The 18,100-nt window shown below is 64.1% G+C and carries 16 protein-coding genes; 11 read left to right on the top strand and 5 right to left on the bottom strand.

Features of this window, described 5'->3' with window-relative positions:
- Positions 1-90: 90 nt before the first annotated feature.
- Together lon and CH293_RS08830 are read left to right on the top strand one after the other, a co-directional pair.
- Complete coding sequence (lon, locus tag CH293_RS08835) at positions 91-2,424, top strand: endopeptidase La (RefSeq protein ID WP_094719990.1); 2,334 nt, start codon at positions 91-93, stop codon at positions 2,422-2,424.
- Positions 2,425-2,475: 51 nt separating this feature from the next.
- Positions 2,476-4,344, top strand: a complete 1,869-nt coding sequence (locus CH293_RS08830; protein WP_094719989.1) for an ABC transporter ATP-binding protein — start codon at positions 2,476-2,478, stop codon at positions 4,342-4,344.
- Here the strand turns inward: CH293_RS08830 and CH293_RS08825 are convergent, their stop codons facing one another.
- From CH293_RS08825 to CH293_RS08815, 3 genes are all read right to left on the bottom strand, one after another.
- Entirely contained in the window at positions 4,345-5,334 is a 990-nt protein-coding gene (locus CH293_RS08825) for an ABC transporter substrate-binding protein (RefSeq protein ID WP_094719988.1), read from the bottom strand.
- Positions 5,335-5,457: 123 nt separating this feature from the next.
- The gene (locus CH293_RS08820; protein ID WP_037109488.1) at positions 5,458-6,672 is read right to left on the bottom strand and encodes a lipase family protein; all 1,215 of its coding nucleotides are present in this window, start codon (positions 6,670-6,672) and stop codon (positions 5,458-5,460) included.
- A gap of 168 nt (positions 6,673-6,840) precedes the next feature.
- The gene (locus tag CH293_RS08815; RefSeq protein ID WP_094720097.1) at positions 6,841-9,126 is read right to left on the bottom strand and encodes an ATP-dependent DNA ligase; all 2,286 of its coding nucleotides are present in this window, start codon (positions 9,124-9,126) and stop codon (positions 6,841-6,843) included.
- A 49-nt stretch (positions 9,127-9,175) separates the two neighbouring features.
- Between CH293_RS08815 and CH293_RS08810 the strand changes: the two genes are divergently transcribed.
- Positions 9,176-9,604, top strand: coding sequence for an SRPBCC family protein (locus CH293_RS08810; protein ID WP_176459950.1), 429 nt, complete (start codon positions 9,176-9,178; stop codon positions 9,602-9,604).
- Between the two features lie 63 nt (positions 9,605-9,667).
- Here the strand turns inward: CH293_RS08810 and CH293_RS08805 are convergent, their stop codons facing one another.
- Positions 9,668-10,102, bottom strand: coding sequence for a hypothetical protein (locus tag CH293_RS08805; RefSeq protein WP_019666934.1), 435 nt, complete (start codon positions 10,100-10,102; stop codon positions 9,668-9,670).
- Complete coding sequence (locus tag CH293_RS08800) at positions 10,095-10,475, bottom strand: hypothetical protein (RefSeq protein WP_037109486.1); 381 nt, start codon at positions 10,473-10,475, stop codon at positions 10,095-10,097. The genes CH293_RS08805 and CH293_RS08800 overlap by 8 nt, the downstream gene beginning before the upstream one ends.
- A gap of 261 nt (positions 10,476-10,736) precedes the next feature.
- Between CH293_RS08800 and CH293_RS08795 the strand changes: the two genes are divergently transcribed.
- Genes CH293_RS08795 through CH293_RS08760 form a run of 8 tightly spaced genes read left to right on the top strand, consistent with a single transcriptional unit; the run spans position 10,737 to position 18,099 of the window.
- Positions 10,737-11,261: an MSMEG_0572/Sll0783 family nitrogen starvation response protein gene (locus CH293_RS08795; RefSeq protein ID WP_026348108.1), complete on the top strand. Its 525-nt coding sequence runs from the start codon at positions 10,737-10,739 to the stop codon at positions 11,259-11,261.
- Between the two features lie 45 nt (positions 11,262-11,306).
- Positions 11,307-12,365 (top strand): MSMEG_0568 family radical SAM protein, encoded by a 1,059-nt coding sequence (locus CH293_RS08790; protein ID WP_094719986.1) that lies wholly within the window; start codon positions 11,307-11,309, stop codon positions 12,363-12,365.
- The gene (locus tag CH293_RS08785) at positions 12,365-13,768 is read left to right on the top strand and encodes an MSMEG_0567/sll0787 family protein (RefSeq protein WP_176459962.1); all 1,404 of its coding nucleotides are present in this window, start codon (positions 12,365-12,367) and stop codon (positions 13,766-13,768) included. Before CH293_RS08790 ends, CH293_RS08785 begins: the two co-directional genes overlap by 1 nt.
- Complete coding sequence (locus CH293_RS08780; RefSeq protein ID WP_094719985.1) at positions 13,765-14,646, top strand: carbon-nitrogen hydrolase family protein; 882 nt, start codon at positions 13,765-13,767, stop codon at positions 14,644-14,646. Before CH293_RS08785 ends, CH293_RS08780 begins: the two co-directional genes overlap by 4 nt.
- Complete coding sequence (locus CH293_RS08775) at positions 14,639-14,929, top strand: MSMEG_0570 family nitrogen starvation response protein (protein WP_094719984.1); 291 nt, start codon at positions 14,639-14,641, stop codon at positions 14,927-14,929. The genes CH293_RS08780 and CH293_RS08775 overlap by 8 nt, the downstream gene beginning before the upstream one ends.
- Entirely contained in the window at positions 14,926-16,182 is a 1,257-nt protein-coding gene (locus CH293_RS08770; RefSeq protein ID WP_094719983.1) for an MSMEG_0569 family flavin-dependent oxidoreductase, read from the top strand. The genes CH293_RS08775 and CH293_RS08770 overlap by 4 nt, the downstream gene beginning before the upstream one ends.
- A gap of 4 nt (positions 16,183-16,186) precedes the next feature.
- Positions 16,187-17,041 (top strand): carbon-nitrogen hydrolase family protein, encoded by an 855-nt coding sequence (locus tag CH293_RS08765; RefSeq protein WP_037109472.1) that lies wholly within the window; start codon positions 16,187-16,189, stop codon positions 17,039-17,041.
- The gene (locus CH293_RS08760; protein WP_094719982.1) at positions 17,038-18,099 is read left to right on the top strand and encodes an MSMEG_0565 family glycosyltransferase; all 1,062 of its coding nucleotides are present in this window, start codon (positions 17,038-17,040) and stop codon (positions 18,097-18,099) included. The genes CH293_RS08765 and CH293_RS08760 overlap by 4 nt, the downstream gene beginning before the upstream one ends.
- The last annotated feature ends 1 nt before the right edge of the window (position 18,100 follow it).

The raw sequence follows: 18,100 nt of genomic DNA, 5'->3' as shown, positions 1-18,100 counted from the left end.
TCTGCCGACGGAGAACACGCTCACCACGGGGAACACCCGGAGCGCACGTGAAGTTGAGTCCACATAGCTCAACCGACCGGAGGTGCCGTAATGCCCGAACCCATCCGCCTACCTGTTCTCTTTCTGACCGACCCCGTGGTTCTGCCCGGGATGGTCGTCCCCGTCGAACTCGACGAGGCTGCGCGCGCTGCCGTGGACGCGGCACAGGCGTCCAACGACGGAACCTTGCTCGTTGCGCCCCGGCTCGAGGACCGATACGCGGCGTACGGCGTGGTCGCATCCATCGTGCAGATGGGACGGCTCGCAACCGGAGAGCCCGCCGCAGTCGTCAAGGCCGAGCGCCGCGCTCACATCGGTCACGGTGTCAGCGGGCCCGGTGCTGCCCTGTGGGTCGAGGCCGAACTCGTCGACGAGTCTGCCGTCGACGCTGGTGGTGGAACTGCCGAGAGCGCCCGAACGCTGGCAACCGAGTACAAGCAGCTCGTCGTCGCGATGTTGCAGCGCCGCGACGCGTGGCAGGTCATCGACTCGGTCAACAAGCTCACCGATCCCGGCGCGATCGCCGACACCGCAGGTTACGCGTCGTACCTGACCGATGTGCAGAAGCGGCAGCTGCTCGAGACCCCGTCCGTGCACGATCGTCTGACGCTGCTGATCGAGTGGACCCGGTCCCATCTCGCGGAGGTCGAGGTCAACGACAAGATCTCGAACGACGTGCGCGACGGCATGGAGAAGACCCAGAAGGAGTTTCTGCTTCGGCAGCAACTCGCCGCGATCCGCAAGGAGCTCGGCGAGGACGAACCCGACGGCGCCGACGACTACCGCGGACGCGTCGAATCCGCCGATCTCCCGGATACAGTGCGTGAGGCCGCACTTCGTGAGGTCGGAAGGCTCGAACGCGCGAGTGATCAGAGCCCCGAGTCCGGCTGGATCAGGACGTGGCTCGATACCGTCCTGGACCTGCCGTGGTCGGTGACCACAACCGACACGACCGACATCGATTCGGCGCGAGCGATTCTCGATGCGGACCACCATGGCCTGGACGACGTGAAGGATCGTATCGTCGAGTATCTCGCGGTGCGGGCGCGTCGGACAGAGCGCGGCATGGGCCTCGTCGGTGGACGCGGATCGGGTGCGGTCATGGTGCTCGCGGGGCCGCCCGGAGTCGGTAAGACGTCGCTGGGCGAATCCGTGGCGCGTGCGTTGGGCCGCAAGTTCGTTCGTGTCGCACTCGGTGGCGTTCGAGACGAAGCGGAGATTCGCGGGCACCGGCGCACCTACGTGGGTGCGTTGCCCGGACGGATCGTCCGCGCCATCGGTGAGGCGGGTTCGATGAACCCCGTGGTGCTGCTCGACGAGATCGACAAGGTCGGTTCCGACTACCGCGGCGATCCCAGTGCCGCTCTGCTCGAAGTTCTCGATCCGGCGCAGAATCACACTTTCCGGGATCACTACCTGGACCTCGATCTCGACCTCTCCGACGTCGTGTTCCTGGCGACAGCCAATGTGGTCGAACAGATTCCGGGGCCGCTGCTCGACCGCATGGAGCTCGTCACCATCGACGGGTACACCGAGGACGACAAGGTCGTGATCGCGCGGAACTATCTGCTGCCGCGTCAGTTGGAACGTTCTGCGCTCACGTCCGACGAAGTCGTCGTCACCGACGATGCGTTGCGAAAGATCGCCGCCGACTACACCCGTGAACCAGGTGTGCGTCAGTTCGAGCGTCTGCTCGCCAAGGCTCTGCGGAAGTCGGCGACGGCGCTGGCAGGGGGAAAGGCGACGGTCCGTATCGACGAGGCGGGACTCGCCGACTACCTCGGCCGACCGCGTTTCACTCCCGACGTTCACGAGAGAACCGAAGTGCCCGGTGTGGCAACCGGTCTCGCCGTGACGGGACTCGGAGGCGACGTGCTGTTCATCGAGGCATCCTCGACGGAGGGCAAGCCCGGGCTTGCGCTGACGGGGCAACTGGGTGACGTCATGAAGGAATCGGCGCAGATAGCCCTGTCCTACGTGCGATCTCACGCGGCACGATTCGGCATCGATCCGCAGGCGTTGGACCGCAGCATCCACGTCCACGTACCGGCAGGTGCCGTACCCAAGGACGGTCCGTCGGCAGGCGTCACGATGGTGACGGCACTGGTGTCGATGGCGACGGGACGGCCGGTGCGGTCGGACGTGGGCATGACCGGCGAAGTCACGCTGAACGGTCGGGTCCTGCCGATCGGCGGCGTCAAACAGAAGTTGCTGGCCGCGCAACGGGCAGGTCTGAAGACCGTCTTCGTTCCCGCCAGGAACGAACCGGATCTGGACGACGTGCCGGCCGAGGTGCTGGGCGCCCTCGACGTGCGTCCGATGACCGATGTCGCGGACATAGTCGCTCTCGCCTTGGAGGAGGCCGTTGTGTCCGCAGTGGCGTGATGTGGCGCGTTCCTTGACCTCTACCTACGTCGAGGTTCTAGCGTTGCCGGTATGAGCATGGAAGTCACGGCCTGGAATCAGCTGTATCGGACGATGCATGCGTCCGAGCAGAGCACGCAGTTCTCGTCGGTCACGGCTCGGCGGATCCTGAGGTTCGCCGAGCCGCACCGCAACAAACTGATCGGGTTCGTCGTTCTGAGCGTCGTGCTCGCCGTTCTGGCGGTCGCGACGCCGGTACTCGCGGGACGCGTCGTCAATGCCATCGTCGACGGCGACTCGTTCGACGTCGTGTTGTGGCTGTCGGTGGCGATCGCACTGATCGCCGTCGTCGACGCGGCGTTCGGCTTGGTGAACCGGTGGCTGTCGTCGAGCCTGGGCGAGGCGCTGATTCTGGATCTGCGTACCGCGGTGTTCGACCACGTTCAGCGGATGCCGATCGCGTTCTTCACCCGAACGCGCACCGGCGCTCTCGTGAGCCGGTTGAACAACGACGTGATCGGAGCGCAACGCGCCTTCAGCGACACGCTCTCGGGCGTCGTCAGCAACCTCGTCACGCTGATCCTGACGCTCGTCGTGATGATCGGGATCTCCTGGCAGATCACGTTGCTCGCGTTGATCATCCTTCCCGTCTTCGTGATACCTGCCAGCCGGATGGGCAGACGACTCGCGAGACTGCAACGTGAAGCTGCCGAACACGATTCGGCGATGAGTACGCAGATGACGGAACGGTTCTCCGCGCCGGGTGCGACTCTGGTCAAGCTGTTCGGTCAACCGGACTTCGAGTCGCGCGAGTTCGCTGTACGCGCAGCTCGGGTCCGAGACATCGGGGTTCGGAGCGCCATGGTGCAGACGGTGTTCGTCACCGCGTTGACGCTGGTGTCGGCGCTCGCGCTCGCCGTCGTCTACGGTCTCGGTGGTTTCTACGCCCTCCGCGGACAATTGGATCCAGGATCGGTTGTGTCACTGTCTCTTCTGCTGACCAGGCTCTACTCACCGCTGACAGAGCTGGCCAGCGCACGCGTCGAGGTGATGAGTGCTCTCGTCAGCTTCGAGCGTGTCTTCGAGGTCCTCGACCTCGTACCGCTCATCGAGGACAGTCCCGACGCCGTGGACGTCCCCGACGGGCCCGCTGCCGTCGAACTACGCGACGTCAGGTTCGCCTACCCGTCGGCGGACAAGGTGTCTGTCGCCTCGTTGGAGGAAGTGGCGACGCTCGATTCTCGTGGTGGCGACGAAGTGCTGCACGGCATCTCGTTCGTCGCCGAACCGGGCCAGATGATTGCCCTCGTCGGTACGTCAGGCGCGGGCAAGTCCACCGTCGCGCAGCTCATCGCTCGGTTGTACGACGTCGACAGTGGGTCCATCCTGTTGGGCGGCAGGGATGTTCGTGATCTGAAAGCGGATTCGATCAGGGGTGCCGTCGGGATGGTGACGCAGGACGGGCATCTCTTCCACGACACGATCAGGTCCAACGTTCTTCTGCCGCGGCCGACGGCCACCGACGACGAGGTCTGGGACGCGTTGCGTCGGGCACGGCTCGAAGATCTGGTGAAATCTCTGCCCGACGGGCTGGACACCGTCGTCGGAGAGCGCGGTTACCGGTTGTCCGGAGGTGAGAGGCAGAGGTTGACCATCGCTCGGCTGCTGATTGCTCGGCCACGGATCGTGATTCTGGACGAGGCGACGGCGTCGTTGGATTCGACGTCGGAATCAGCGGTACAGGCCGCGCTGTCCGAGGCACTTGCGGGCAGAACATCTGTCGTGATTGCGCACCGGCTCTCGACCATTCGAGCGGCGGACGCCATCCTGGTGGTGGAGGCGGGATCGATCGTCGAGCGGGGAACACACGACGAGCTCCTCGCAGCGGGCGGCCGCTACGAGGAGCTCCATCGAACTCAATTCGCTACCAGTGGATCGTGATCACTCTGCCGGGGCGGGCACGACCGTTGCTGGGTCGTTGTCCGCAGCGGCGGCGAGCATCGGGGTGAAGCCGTCGATCGCGTAGTCGAGCGAGAGCGGGCTCGAGTACCCGAGAGCCGACGGAAGGTCCTGATCGAACGATCCGATGTAGGCGGTTCGGTCTTCGGCGACGATGGGCAGCTGCGCGATCAGCGGATTTGCGGTGAGCTGTTCGCGGCTCTGCCCCGCGACGACCATGACGTCTGCGTCGAGCTGGGTGAGTCCTTCCACGCTGATGATCTCGGTGGTGTCGGGAATGTCGAAGCCCAGGTCCTGGAAGAACAGTGCACGGATGTCGTCGGCGCCGAGGATCATGTAGCTGCCGTCCTCCATGACGAAGGTCAGCGCCAATTTCTTGCCTGCGAACTGCGGATTCGCGTCCTGTGCCGACTGGAATTTCTGTTCGAGCTCGGCGGTCCTGTCCGCGGTTTCCTGTTCCTTGCCGAGCGCCTTTCCGATGACCTCGAATTCTTGCTGCCAGGTTGCGGCAGGCACGTCGTCGTATCCGCCGATGTCGGCGATCGTCGGGGCCATCTCGGACAGCTGGTCGTACTGGCCCTTCTCGATGAAGGAGTACGGCCCGAGGATCAGATCAGGTGACGCCTGAGCGATCTGCTCGAGGTTGAGCTCGGTACTGCCGACCTCGGGGATTTCGGTGCCGCCGAGTGCGTCCTGTGCCCAGGGCCGCTGGCGGTAGTCGTAGCTGAGGTTGCCGCGAGTGGCGACAGGCTTGACGCCGAGTGCCAGGACGAAGTCCTGTTCGTTGAAGCCGATCGTGACGACGTTCGACGGCTCGCTCTCGATGGTGGTCTCGCCGAAGGCGTGCGACAGAGTGACGGGGAAGGCCCCGGACTCCGCGGTGGTGGACGACGAGCTGTCGTCCGACGAGCACCCCGCGGCCAGGGCGATGGCGGTCGCCCCTGCGGCTAGCTTCAGAACACTGGAACGCACGGGTAACTCCTCGCATCGACAACACTGTGCGAGGTAAGGCTAACAAAATCAGTTGGTCGTTCCGCGCGCTCCACTCCCGGACCTTGAACCGATCGAACGTTCAAGGTCCGGTTCGGTCGGTCGTCAGCAGTTGCTGGGAGCCGGGACGCCGTTGAAGCGTGCGTCGATCCATTCCAGCGCCTGCGGCAATCCGAGAACTGCAGCCGTGAGGTGATCGTTGCTGGGAACGAGCACTTCGGTGACCGGAACGCCCGCTGCGCAGTAGCGGCCGACCGTGTTGTCGATGGCCGAGACCGGAATGAGCGCGTCCGTCGGGCTGTGCCACTCGAAGTACGGGGCCTTGGGGACACCGGGGTAGAGCTCGACGCTGTTCTCGTTGACGGCGGCGACCATCTCGGGACTGTCGATCAGGTCGATGGAGTTGGCCACCTGCATCGCACTCTTGCCCGCACCGACGGCGATGATGTCGTTGGTGCACGCATTCTGCAGCTGCGCTGCCATCTGCTGACCGAGCGGGTTGAGCTGCTCGCTGATCGGGATTCGCGTCGGGTACTCACGCTCGAGACCGATAGCCGCCGCGAATGCGAGTCCGAACACCGGGTGCGGGTTGAAGCCGAGGTCGCGTGCCATGCGCTCGAGGTTCATCGGTGCGCCGCCCGCAGCGCTTCCGACGATGTTCAGCTCGGGTGCGTAGTCGTTCTGCAATGCCGCAGCCCATGCGGTGGCCATGCCGCCGCCCGAGTAACCAGCGAGCGCAACCGGGCTCTGCTGAACCTGTAGCGGATCGAAACGCTGGGTGGCACGAATGCTGTCGAGAACGATCTGCCCGCCCATTTTGGCAGCGCCGTACGCACTGTTCGGTCCGAGATGGTCGGCCATGTTGATGGTCCAGCCGCGCTGCAGTGCGACGTTCAGGGCAGGAGCCTCACGGATCATCAGGTTGGGATCCTGCGTCCACAGCGCCTGGGACGGTGCGCACTGCAAACCGAGTGCGTTGATGATGTGCTGGTAGGACAGCAGCGGCCCGTTCGGAACCTTGTTCCGTGGAGAGAAGACCGTCGTCACGGCAGCAATGGGGTCGCCCGCAGAGTTGGTCGACCGGAACCTGATCTGCCACACGTCGGTGTCGAAGAAACCTGCCGGAGGCGGCATCGGTCGACTGGAGATTATGTCGCCTGGATTCTTGGCCTCCAGGTCCGGCACGGGCGCATAGAAGACGTCGGAGATCGGCGTCGGCTCCACAGGATTCGCGGTCGCTGTCCCTGCTCCGACCGCCACAGAACAGGCGATCGCCACTGCCGTGATACTGGCAGCCCCGACCAGTTTGAGTGCGCGCATGACGTTGGGTTCCCTCCCGAAAGCTCTGATTACTCGAGCGAATGTGTTGTCCCTCTACCCCACCGAACGCGATATAGGAAAAAGCAACTCACTCGTTACGCTGCCCCCGGCAGAGATCACCGGAGACTACGAGATTTTATGGCACGCGTCGACAAACTGACCAGTCGGCTAGGGATCGTTCTCGAGAATGACGTCTGCCGGCTGTTTGTCGTCACGAAGACCACGCCAGCTCGGGTGCCTGAGGTGCATGGAGTCCGTCCATTCGTAGAAACGAACCTCGCCGACAAGTGACGGTGTGACCCATACCGCATCTTTCCGGTCGGCGGTCGGCAGCCGCTCCTCGAACGGCGACTCGTTCGACTCGAGAGGCACAAGCAGCGCGGCCAGTGCGTCGAGTGCCGAGTCGCTGAACCCTGTTCCGACCCGTCCCAGATATCTGAGGCCGTTCGGGCCGGGAATGCCGACCAGCAGAGAGCCCAGACCGCCGCCGCGCCTGCCTTTCCCGCGTCGCCACCCACCTACGACGACTTCTTGTGTTCGCCAGTTCTTCGTCTTGATCCAGGTGTGCGCGCGCCGCCCGGGCTGGTAGACGGAGTCGACGCGTTTGGCGACGACGCCCTCCCATCCACGCTCGACGCTGGTGGCGAGCGCTTCTTCTGCCGTGCCCGTCAGCGCCTCGGGCACCAGGACCGAATCCAGGCCGGTCGTGAGGAGCTCGAGCAGCTTGCGTCGATCCGAGTATTTCTTCTTCACCAGCGATGTGCCATCGAGGTGCAGCAGATCGAACGCGACGAACTTCACGTCGGAACCGGAACTCGATTGCAGTAGCTCGAAACTCGTGGATCCGTCGGCGTCGAACACGACGGCCTCGCCGTCGAGCACGGCCTCGTGATCCGCGAGATCCGCGGCCAGTGCCGAGAAGGCTCGGAACCGCTCGGTCAGATCCTTCCCGGTCCGAGACTCCAGTTTCATCTCGCCGTGGGACATCCGCGCGATGACTCTGAAGCCGTCCCACTTGCCCTCGAACGCCCACTCGCCGTCGGGCAGATCGGTCACGTCGCCTGCCGTCGCCAGCATCGGTTGAATGCTCTTCGGCAACTCGGGTGCGTCCTTGTCCTTCATCAGGTGCATGAGCCACTGGTTGCCCTTGGTGCGAATCAACGCGAAACGGCCCTGTGCCCGAGCGCCTTTCAGAACGACGATGACCTCGTCGTCGCGCCACTTCTCGAGCTCGTAGGTTCCCGAATCCCAGATGGTCACCTCGCCGCCCCCGTACTCGCCCTTGGGGATGGTGCCTTCGAATCCTGCGTACTCGAGTGGGTGATCCTCGGTGTGCACGGCGAGGCGGTTCTGGGCCGGGTCGTCGGGAATGTTCTTGGGCACGGCCCACGAGACCAGGACGCCGTCGTGCTCGAGACGGAAGTCGTAGTGCAGGCGTCTCGCATGGTGTTCCTGGATGACGAACGTGTCGTCGTTTCCGTGTTCGTGTTCGTGTTCAGGGGTAGCGCCGCGAGGCTCGGGGACTGGTTCCGGCGTCTTCGACGCGCTGCGCATGCTGCGGTACTTGGTGAGCTTGTCCGGCTCGCGGACCTCCAGCGGTGGGTCCAGGCCGGCAAGTAGATCGCCGTCGTCGTGATATCTGCGCAGTACTTCCTCGAACCGAAGCTGGTGCAGACCGGACGATTCCAGCTCGTCCCAGGATCGTGGTGCGGCGACCGTCGGCTGAGATCTGCCGCGCATCGAGTACGGCGCGACGGTCGTCTTCTTACCGTTGTTCTGCGACCAGTCGACGAACACTCGCCCGGTTCGTTTGGCCTTGGCCATCGTCGCCGTGATGCGGTCCGGGGACCGTTCCTCGAGCAACGTCGCCACACGCTTGGCGACGGTCGACGCCCCCGACGTCGTGAGCGGCTTCTCCAGCGGCACGTAGAGGTGGATGCCTTTGCTGCCGCTCGTGACCGGAAACGCCGAGAAACCGATCTCGGCAATCAGATCGCGTATTTCGCACGCCACCTCGGCGCAACGGGACAAGTCGACGTCGTCCCCGGGATCCAGATCGAACACCATGCGCGTCGCCGGTCCGGGCTGATTGCCGTCGAACCGCCACTGCGGGACATGGGCCTCGATGGCAGCTTGCTGCCCCAGCCACGCCAGATCCGCCGTGGTGGAGAACAACGGATACGTCACCACCCGATCGGAGTGCTGCATGTCCCGGCGATCCAGCCATTCCGGCGCCGACGACGCAAGATTCTTCTCGAAGAACGACGACTGCTCCACACCGTTCGGCCACCGCTTCCGAGTCACGGCCCGACCGGCCAGGTGAGGAAGCATCGCAGGCGCAATGGTCGTGTAGTACTCGATGACCTGGCTCTTGGTGGTCCCCGTCTCGGGGAACAACACCTTGTCCAGGTTGGTCACCGAGACCTTCCGACCTGCGATGTCGAGCGTCGCCATGATCGCCACCATAGTTTGGCCGTCGCCGACGTGGGACATGATGAAAGGTATGGCGACGATCAGTGTGACCGTGCAGATGCCCGAGAACCCGCAGGGCGCGTGGGACAAGGCGTCGGCCCTGAACAGGTTCGACGAGTGGATGACCATCCACGGAGGATGGTGCAGCCCGCCGCCGAAAACGCTGTCCAAGGGCACCGAAGTCGAGTCCCTGGTGAAGGTCAAAGGCTTCAAGAACACGATCCGGTGGACGTTCACCGAGTACAAGGAGCCCGAGCTCATCGAGATGTCCGGCAGCGGAAAGGGCGGCGTCAGGATCTCGCTGACGATTCACGTTCGTGAAAGCCCCGGCGGTTCCGAACTGACCCTCGACGCGGAATTCGGCGGCGGCGTCCTCTTCGGTCCTGTCGGAAAAGTCGTCGCCAGAGCACTCGACTCGGACGTGAAGAAATCCGTCGCCAACCTCGCGGCGCTGAAGTAGAGAACTCCGGGACTTCTGCAACTCCGGGACTACTGCGACTCCGGGACTACTGCGACTCCGGAACTACTGCGGAGTGCGCGGCTGCCGGGTGCGACGCAGCCACCACAGTCCGGCGATGGGAAGTACGACGGGGATGAAGACGTATCCCTGGCCGAAGTGCGACCAGACCGTTGCGTCGGGGAAGTCGTCGGGCTGGATGTAGCTGAGGGCACCGATCGCGAGGACGCCGACGAGTTCGATGATGCACGAGACCGTCACCACCTTGCGTGATGCTTCGGTGGCACGAGCGAGCCCGACCGTTGCGACGATGTAGACCACCGCAGCGACGGCCGACAGGATGTACGCGAACGGTGCGACGTCGAACCGCGTCGTCAGCTGCACGATCGATCGAGACGTTGCAGCCACGGCGAACACCGCGTAGACCGCGATCAGGAATCGGCCGAATCCGGTGCGTGTCGCCTGCTGCAGGTTGTCCCGGGGTGACGAGGTATCAGGCATATCCGGCCCATATCTGGCTGAGGCGCAGCACCATGGCTGCGAGCGTGACGACGGCGACGAGCAGTACTGCGGTACCGCCGCGTGAGCGATCGCCGAGCGACCACCAGGTACCGATCGGCAACAGCAGCAGGAGCCCCACGAGGTACGAGCCGAACGTGAGGCGGTGAATCTCGCGGTCGCTGGTGAACATCATGACGAATCCGATGACTGCTTGAGCGAGCACGACGGCCTCGGTCGCGGCGATCGTCCAGAACAGCGCCCGATTGGATCGGTACTTCAGAAGTACCGGGCTTCCCATGACGAGTTTGACCAGAACCCACACGCCGACGATCAGGGACATCACGTACAGCAAGCCTGTGACGGCGCCGATCATCGTTTCCTCGTTCGAACTAGGCAGTGGTGCGGGTGGTCAGTAGGACTCAAGAGTATCGGTCCGCGCAGGTGCCTCGATGTGAGCCCTTCGAAACAGTCCGTTATTCCAGGCGTGACCATCCGGAAATGGATGGGGCTTGTACTTGTCTCATGGCCGAAGAGCATCTCCGGCTTCGATTCTTCTCTCCACCGGTGGCCAACGATTGCCCACCCCGTTCTCAGTCATCCGCTGATCGACAACCTCTCATCCCAGGAGCACTACGTGTCCGATATCGACAACGCCATCGCCGAGAACATCGCCAAGTCACTCTCGGAGATCCCGCACCCCTCGCTTCCCAAGGGCAGCAACATCTACGGTTCCACCAAGATCTTTCCCGACTACAAGGCCGAGAACGGCGAAAGCTACTTCACGCTCGTCCACGGTATCGCCCACGAGTCCTCGGTCAGTTTCGTTGCCGTGCTGCAGGCAACACGGGCACTGCGCAAAGGCTTCGAGTCGGCCATGTACTTCTACGGTCCTGGTGCTATCAATTGCCTTGCAACACGGGGCTTCCCGACGACCGGCGACTCAGGCTTCCCGGGTGAGCAGAACATCAACGACTCGCTCGCGACGTTCATCGCCGAGGGCGGCACGGTGTTCTGCTGCCGCTTCGGCCTCGCGCTGCACGGTGGCCGTGAGGAGGACCTGATCGAGGGCGTCATCCCGGCGCATCCCCTCGACGTGCAGGACGCCCTCATTCACTACGCACGCAAGGGCGCCATCATCAACTCGACCTACATGGTCTAGGGAGAATCCCATGTCGCTGGGAGCGGAGCCTGCAGGAGTGACCCGATGAAGACAGTCACGACGCGTGTGGACCTGGCGTTGCTCGGAGTTCGAGGAACGCCACCGGTCAACAGAACGGCCGGCGCCGGGCCCAGTGACGACGGGCATGTCCGAATCGATGGCCTCGGCGCAGCCATCCCCCGTAATCCGTTGAGTCCATTTGTTCTCGAAGAGGGAAGAATCCTGTTCGACGGATCAGACATCGGACTGGATGTCCAAGCAATCGATCGGCCGAAGTTCTACGACCTGGAGACCGCCGACGGAATCGCCTACGAGAAGATCGCCAAACTCCACGGATCCAGTGTTCTCGCAACCACGGTCGTGCAGACCTGTATCCGGTACGGCGCAGACCAGCGCTGCCGGTTCTGCTCGATCGAGGCATCGCTGGAGGCAGGCGACACGATCGCCGTCAAGACTCCGGCCCAGCTCGCCGAGGTTGCCGAAGCGGCAGTTCGACTCGACGGTGTCACCCAGATGGTGATGACGACGGGGACCTCCGCGGCGAAGGATCGTGGTGCGCGGCACCTCGCGCGGTGCGTGAAGGCCATCAAGGCAGTGGTTCCCGATCTGCCGATCCAGGTGCAGTGCGAACCGCCCGGCGACCTGCAGACCATCACCGACCTGTACGACGCCGGTGCCGAATCCATCGGCATCCACGTCGAATCCCTCGACGACGACGTCCGTCGGAAGTGGATGCCGGGCAAGGCCTCGGTGTCGATGGACGAGTACCGAGCAGCGTGGAAGGAAGCGGTTCGCGTCTTCGGGCGCAATCAGGTCTCGACGTACATACTCGTCGGCCTCGGTGAAGACCCGGACGAATTGGTTTCGGGTGCAGCCGAACTCATCGAGATGGGTGTCTATCCCTTCGTGGTTCCGTTTCGGCCGCTCGGCGGCACGCTGGCTGTCGATGTGGATCATGCGGTCGCGCCGAACCGAGACGTTCTCGAGAACGTGACGCGCCGGGTCGCCAAGGAGTTGCAAGCGGCGTCGATGCTCGGCGCAGATCAGAAGGCCGGTTGTGCAGCCTGCGGTGCATGCAGCGTACTGCAGAATGCGGGTGGCTGATGTATGCGAGTGACTTGGCCGGTCTGTCGGGAACGGTACCTACCGAGGCCGATTCGCACTTCTTGATCCAACCGTGTTCGAGCGCTTCGCAGCTCGGCACCTACCGCCGATTGAGACGCGACATCTTCGTCCGAGAGCAAGGACTGTTCGCCGGATCCGATCACGACGATGTCGATGACGACCCGCGCGCGGTGGTGCTCGTCGCCACTGCATCCGACGGCAGCGTGCTGGGCGGTGTTCGGTTGGCTCCCTGCACATCGACCGATCTGGGGTGGTGGGCCGGGAGTCGGCTGGTGGTCTCGTCGGCGGCGCGCACGTCAGGGGTCGGTCCGGCATTGGTGCGGGCTGCGTGCGCGCACGCCGAAAGCCATGGCGTTCTGCGGTTCGACGCCACCGTGCAGAAACAGAACGAAACGCTCTTCACCAGGCTGGGATGGGTCAGACGCGCCGACCTCGACGTGCACGGGGCGCCGCACGTCACCATGTACTGGCCGATCGATCGAATCGAGCGGCTCGTGTCGTCGACCAAGGCGATGCTCGCGGGTGTGCTCGCACCCTTGCGCGCTCAGCCACTCGGTCTCGGCGCCAAGGGATTCCGTGGCGACGATGGAGTTCCTGTCCCAGGGAGCGACATCATCGCAGCATGTGATGCGATCCTTCCTTCCATGGTCGACCGCGATCCCGAGTGGGCGGGCTGGTGTGCCGCGCTGGTCAACCTGAACGACCTCTCGGCAATGGGAGCCCGGGCCGTGGGAATGCTGGACTCGGTCGGCGCCCCCACACAGTCGAGGCTCACGCGCATAGTCCGAGGTCTGGCCAGCGCGTCGCAGGCCTGGCAAGTACCGGTCCTCGGTGGTCACACTCAGGTTGGGGTGCCGTCGTCACTGTCGGTCACGGCACTCGGAAGTACCCTGCACCCTGTTCGCGCCGGCGGTGCGTCCGCAGGAGACGTCCTGACTCTCACCGCAGACGTGGAAGGCAACTGGCGAAGGGGTTATCAAGGCCAGCAGTGGGATTCGTCGTCAAGGCGAAACTCGGAAGAGCTCACGCAGATGGCATCGTTCGTTGCTCGGACGGCGCCCCGAGCGGCGAAGGACGTCTCGATGGCCGGCCTCGTCGGCACCACCGGAATGCTCGCCGAGGCAAGCGGAACCGGCGCCGTACTCGACGTCGCCTCCATTCCCAAACCCGACGCCGCCACCATGGGCGAATGGGTCACGTGTTTTCCAGGGTTCGCGATGATCACCGCGGACCGTCCCGACGCCATCACAGCACCGTCGGGACCAGCAGTATCCGCTCGATGCGGACAGCTCACCGACATTCCGGGCGTCGCTTTGCGATGGCCCGACGGAATCACCACTTCAGCGGTCACGTCCACCGTGACCGGATTGGGAGAAGCATGAACGACACGACCATTTCCGTGGCCGCCGCCGAATTCGGCCGCGACATGGAACAGGGATACCAGACCATCGCGGCATTGCTCGAAGAAGCACGCAACCGCGGAAGTCAGCTGCTCGTGCTACCGGAAGCCTGCCTCGGTGGGTACCTCCCTTCCCTGGGTGGCGGTGACGAATCCGAGGAATCGCGACAGCGCAGACTCGAAAGCCTGCCTCCTGCACTGGAACTCGACGGACCCGAATTGAAGCGGGTCATCGACATGGCCGGTGACACCGTGATCACACTCGGATTCTGCGAGAAGGACGGCGACACACGATACAACGCGGCGGTCACGCTACACGGCGACGGGATACTCGGCTCGTACCGCAAGGTGCATCAACCACTCGGCGAGAATCTTTGCTACGACGCGGGCGACAGCTACGCAGCGTTCGATACTCCGGTCGGCCGTATGGGCATGCAGATCTGCTACGACAAGGGATTCCCGGAAGCTGCAAGGGAACTCGCACTCGACGGCGCGGAGATCATCACGTCCATCTCGGCCTGGCCGACCGCTCGCACCGCCACTGTGGAGAACATGGAGGACGACCGCTGGAAGCAGCGCTTCGACATCTACGACCGAGCGCGGGCACTAGAGAACCAGGTGGTGTGGGTTGCAGCCAACCAAGCGGGAACCTTCGGATCGCTGCGGTTCGTCTGCAGCGCGAAGATCGTCGGGCCGGGAGGGGAAATTCTCGCGGGCACTGGCGTCGAACCCGGTTTGGCGACGGCGACGGTAGATGTCCAGGGCCTGATGGCCGCTGCTCGCGGAGGCGGAATGTACAACCTGCGCGACCGCCGTCCCTCGGTGTACAGGACGATCACGAAAGAGCCTGTTCATGCCTGAGATGCAGTTTCTCGTGCAGTGGCCCGACGGACGCGAACAGTCCTGCTATTCACCCTCGCTGGTGATGCACGACTACCTCGAACCGGGCACGGAGTACGAGGTGGCCGAGTTCGTGAAGCGGACATCGGAAGCGTTGACAGTGGCCAGCGATCGCGTGTTGGCGAAATTCGGAATGCGGTGCACCTCCGCCGCGCAGCAGATGGAAGAGATTCACGACGTCGGCGCGGGATACACCTCGGGCGTCGTTCGTGTCCTGAGAATGTCGGCAGCTGAACTGTTGTGAGCGAACATCACTCCGTGATCGTTGTCGGTGGCGGCCAAGCCGGCCTGTCGATCAGCTGGCATCTGACTCGGCGCGGCATCGAACACTTCGTACTGGAAGCCGAGACCATCGCACACGAGTGGAAGGATTCCCGCTGGGACAACTTCACGCTCGTCACGCCGAACTGGCAGTGTGCCTTGCCCGGATTCTCCTACGACGGAGAAGATCCCGACGGCTTCATGAAGCGCGACGAGGTGTACGACTTCGTTCGGCGGTACGCCGCCAGCTTCGACGCACCGGTCCGTGAACAAGTTTCGGTGGTGAATGCACTCCAAGGCACTGAAGGCGGGTTCGATCTCGAGACCACCGCGGGGCCGATGCACGCCGACCACCTCGTCGTCGCGGTCGGCGGATACCACATTCCGACGATCCCGCGTTTCGCCGAAAAGCTGCCGAGCGACATCCTGCAGATCCACTCGTCGGAGTATCGCGGGTCTCACCAGTTCCCGGACGGTGACGTACTGGTGGTGGGCACCGGACAATCGGGTGCGCAGATCGCCGAAGACCTGCACCTGGACGGCAGGCGGGTGCACTTGGTCGCGGGGACCGCTCCACGCGTCGCACGGTTCTACCGCGGCCGTGACTGTGTCGCCTGGTTGCACGACATGGGCGTCTACGATGTGTCCATCGAAGACCAGCCCGGTGGCGTCGGAAAACGCGAGAACACGAACCACTACGTGACGGGACGCGACGGTGGTCGTGACATCGACCTGCGCGCGTTCGCGACCGAGGGTATGCAGCTGTACGGCAGGCTCCTCGGCGTCGACGACGGTATTCTCCAGTTCGCGCCGACGCTCGAAGCCTCGCTCGACGCTGCCGACGCCGTCGCGGAGTCGATCAAGGACAACATCGACGCCTACATCGAGCGGGAAGGCATCAGTGCACCCGAGGAGCCCCGCTACGTTGCGGTGTGGCGCCCGCAGCAGGAAATCACGGAGCTCGATCTTGCGGACACCGACATCACGGGCGTCGTCTGGTCCGTCGGCTTCCGTACCGACTACCGGTGGCTCAGGGTCGGTGCGTTCGACGGCGAAGGGCACCCGACGCACAATCGCGGTGTCACGTCGGTGACGGGTCTGTACTTCCTCGGGTTGCCGTGGCAGCACACGTGGGGCTCGGGACGCTTCGCGTCCGTTGCGCGTGACGCCGAGTTCCTGGCCGAGCAGATCGGGTTGGAAATCAGTGCTGCTCAGCCGCAGAAGGTAGTGGTGTAGCTTCGTGGCACCCATCAGGATAGGCGCTCTGGCAGCACATTTCGGTCGAGACGTGGATCGCGCGGTGTCCAAGATCGTCACGATCGTCGACAGCGCCAAGCGAGACGGCCTGGATCTTCTCGTGCTGCCGGACGCCTCCCTCGGTGGGTACATCGACAGTCTCCGTGATCCCGATGTGTCCGAGCTTCCTCCGACACTCGACATCGACGGACCGGAGATCGCCGCCATCATGGCCGCGGCCGGGGACCTCACCGTGTGCGTCGGGTACACCGAGCTGGCCGGCGGGCTTCGCTACAACGCCGCGGTGTGTCTTACTGGCGATGGTGTGCTGGGCAGCCACCGCAAAGTGCATCAGCCGCTGGGTGAGTCGCTCGCCTACGCTGCGGGGGACACATTCGCGGCCTTCGACACTCCTGTCGGTCGGATGGGCATGCTGATCGACTACGACAAGACCTTCCCGGAATCCGCCAGAACGCTGGCGTTGGACGGTGCTCGCATCATCGCCGCATTGTCCGCGTGGCCCGCGAGCGTCACCGATCGAGCGTCGAGCCTGCCGAACGATCGACAGTCCCGGCTCTTCGATCTGTACGACGCCGCTCGCGCGGCGGAGAACCAGGTGGTCCTGGTCTCGTCCAACCAGACCGGCGTCATGGGTTCGCTCCGATTCCTCGGACAGGCCAAGATCGTCGGTCCCGGCGGCGACGTGCTCGTCAAGACACGCGACAAGGGAGGCCTCGCCGTCGTCGACATCGACGTCGACGCCGAGATCGACCGCGCGCGCCGGGGCCTGCACCACCTGGAGGAGAGGCGAGTGGACGCGTACCCGAATCTGTTGGACGAGAAAGGATCAGGCAGTTGAAGGTGGCACTGCTGACGTACTCGTCCAAGCCGCGCGGCGGGGTGGTGCACACGCTTCATCTTGCCGAAGCGCTCGCCCGCGCCGGCGAGGACGTCACCGTGTGGTCGCTGGGTAGAGGCGGAGACGCGGCATTCTTCCGTCCCGTCGACCCGTCGGTGACGGTCAGGATGGTTCCGTTCGAGGCACGCGAGAACGAAAGCGTCGGAGACCGGATTCTTCGATCGATCGACGTTCTGGGGCAGGCGTTCTCGCGCGAGGAGTACGACATCGTCCACGCGCAGGACTGCATCTCGGCGAATGCCGTGGGGCGGTGCATCCGTACGATCCATCACCTCGACACGTTCACGACTCCCGCACTGGCGGCGTGCCACGAGCGCGCGATCACGGAGCCCTGTGCGCGGATCTGTGTATCGGCCGCCGTTGCCGAAGAGGTACGAGCCGGCTGGGGTTTTGCACCCACAGTGATTCCGAACGGAGTGGATGCGCACCGATTCGACGCCGCAGCGCGATCGAGGGGAACAGGATGGCAGCACAAGCTCGGGAAGTACGTTCTGGCGGTGGGCGGCATCGAGCCTCGAAAAGGGTCACTGGACGTGCTCGAAGCATTCTCGTTGCTGAACAGGCCGGAGCTCTCGCTCGTGTTCGCGGGCGGGGAAACGCTGTTCGACTACCGGGACTACCGGCGCGAATTCGAGTCGCGGGCAGTGGAACTGGGCATCCAACCGGTAGTGCTCGGTGTCGTCGACGACGGGGAACTGCCGCACCTGGTCGCGCAGGCGAGCGTTCTTCCGTTCTTCTCGACGAAAGAAGGCTTCGGTCTTGCCGCGATGGAAGCGCTCGCGGCGGGTACACCCGTCGTCGCGCGGGATCTGCCCGTACTGCGTGAGGTGTTCGGAGACGCCGTCACGTACGCGACAAGCCCACAGGACATGGCGTCGGGACTGGCGGATGCGATCGATCATGGCCACGATCCGGATGTCGGTCGCGCCCTTGCGCGCAGCCTGACGTGGGACGACGCGGCACGCAGGCACCTCGACTTCTATCGGTCACTCACATAGG

The sequence above is a fragment of the Rhodococcus sp. 14-2470-1b genome (assembly GCF_002259415.1).
Classification (GTDB): domain Bacteria; phylum Actinomycetota; class Actinomycetes; order Mycobacteriales; family Mycobacteriaceae; genus Rhodococcoides.
Note: the sequence above shows the minus strand (reverse complement) of the source record. Positions and strands in the feature narration are given on the sequence as shown.

What these genes read in the sequence shown, in the direction of transcription:
- CH293_RS08810 (WP_176459950.1), top strand. Translation starts at nt 9,176, where the DNA reads ATGGCGACGATCAGTGTGACCGTGCAGATGCCCGAGAACCCGCAGGGC.
- CH293_RS08830 (WP_094719989.1), top strand. Translation starts at nt 2,476, where the DNA reads ATGAGCATGGAAGTCACGGCCTGGAATCAGCTGTATCGGACGATGCAT.
- CH293_RS08820 (WP_037109488.1), bottom strand. Translation starts at nt 6,672, where the DNA reads ATGCGCGCACTCAAACTGGTCGGGGCTGCCAGTATCACGGCAGTGGCG.
- CH293_RS08800 (WP_037109486.1), bottom strand. Translation starts at nt 10,475, where the DNA reads ATGATCGGCGCCGTCACAGGCTTGCTGTACGTGATGTCCCTGATCGTC.
- lon (WP_094719990.1), top strand. Translation starts at nt 91, where the DNA reads ATGCCCGAACCCATCCGCCTACCTGTTCTCTTTCTGACCGACCCCGTG.
- CH293_RS08790 (WP_094719986.1), top strand. Translation starts at nt 11,307, where the DNA reads ATGAAGACAGTCACGACGCGTGTGGACCTGGCGTTGCTCGGAGTTCGA.
- CH293_RS08785 (WP_176459962.1), top strand. Translation starts at nt 12,365, where the DNA reads ATGTATGCGAGTGACTTGGCCGGTCTGTCGGGAACGGTACCTACCGAG.
- CH293_RS08775 (WP_094719984.1), top strand. Translation starts at nt 14,639, where the DNA reads ATGCCTGAGATGCAGTTTCTCGTGCAGTGGCCCGACGGACGCGAACAG.
- CH293_RS08815 (WP_094720097.1), bottom strand. Translation starts at nt 9,126, where the DNA reads ATGGCGACGCTCGACATCGCAGGTCGGAAGGTCTCGGTGACCAACCTG.
- CH293_RS08780 (WP_094719985.1), top strand. Translation starts at nt 13,765, where the DNA reads ATGAACGACACGACCATTTCCGTGGCCGCCGCCGAATTCGGCCGCGAC.
- CH293_RS08805 (WP_019666934.1), bottom strand. Translation starts at nt 10,102, where the DNA reads ATGCCTGATACCTCGTCACCCCGGGACAACCTGCAGCAGGCGACACGC.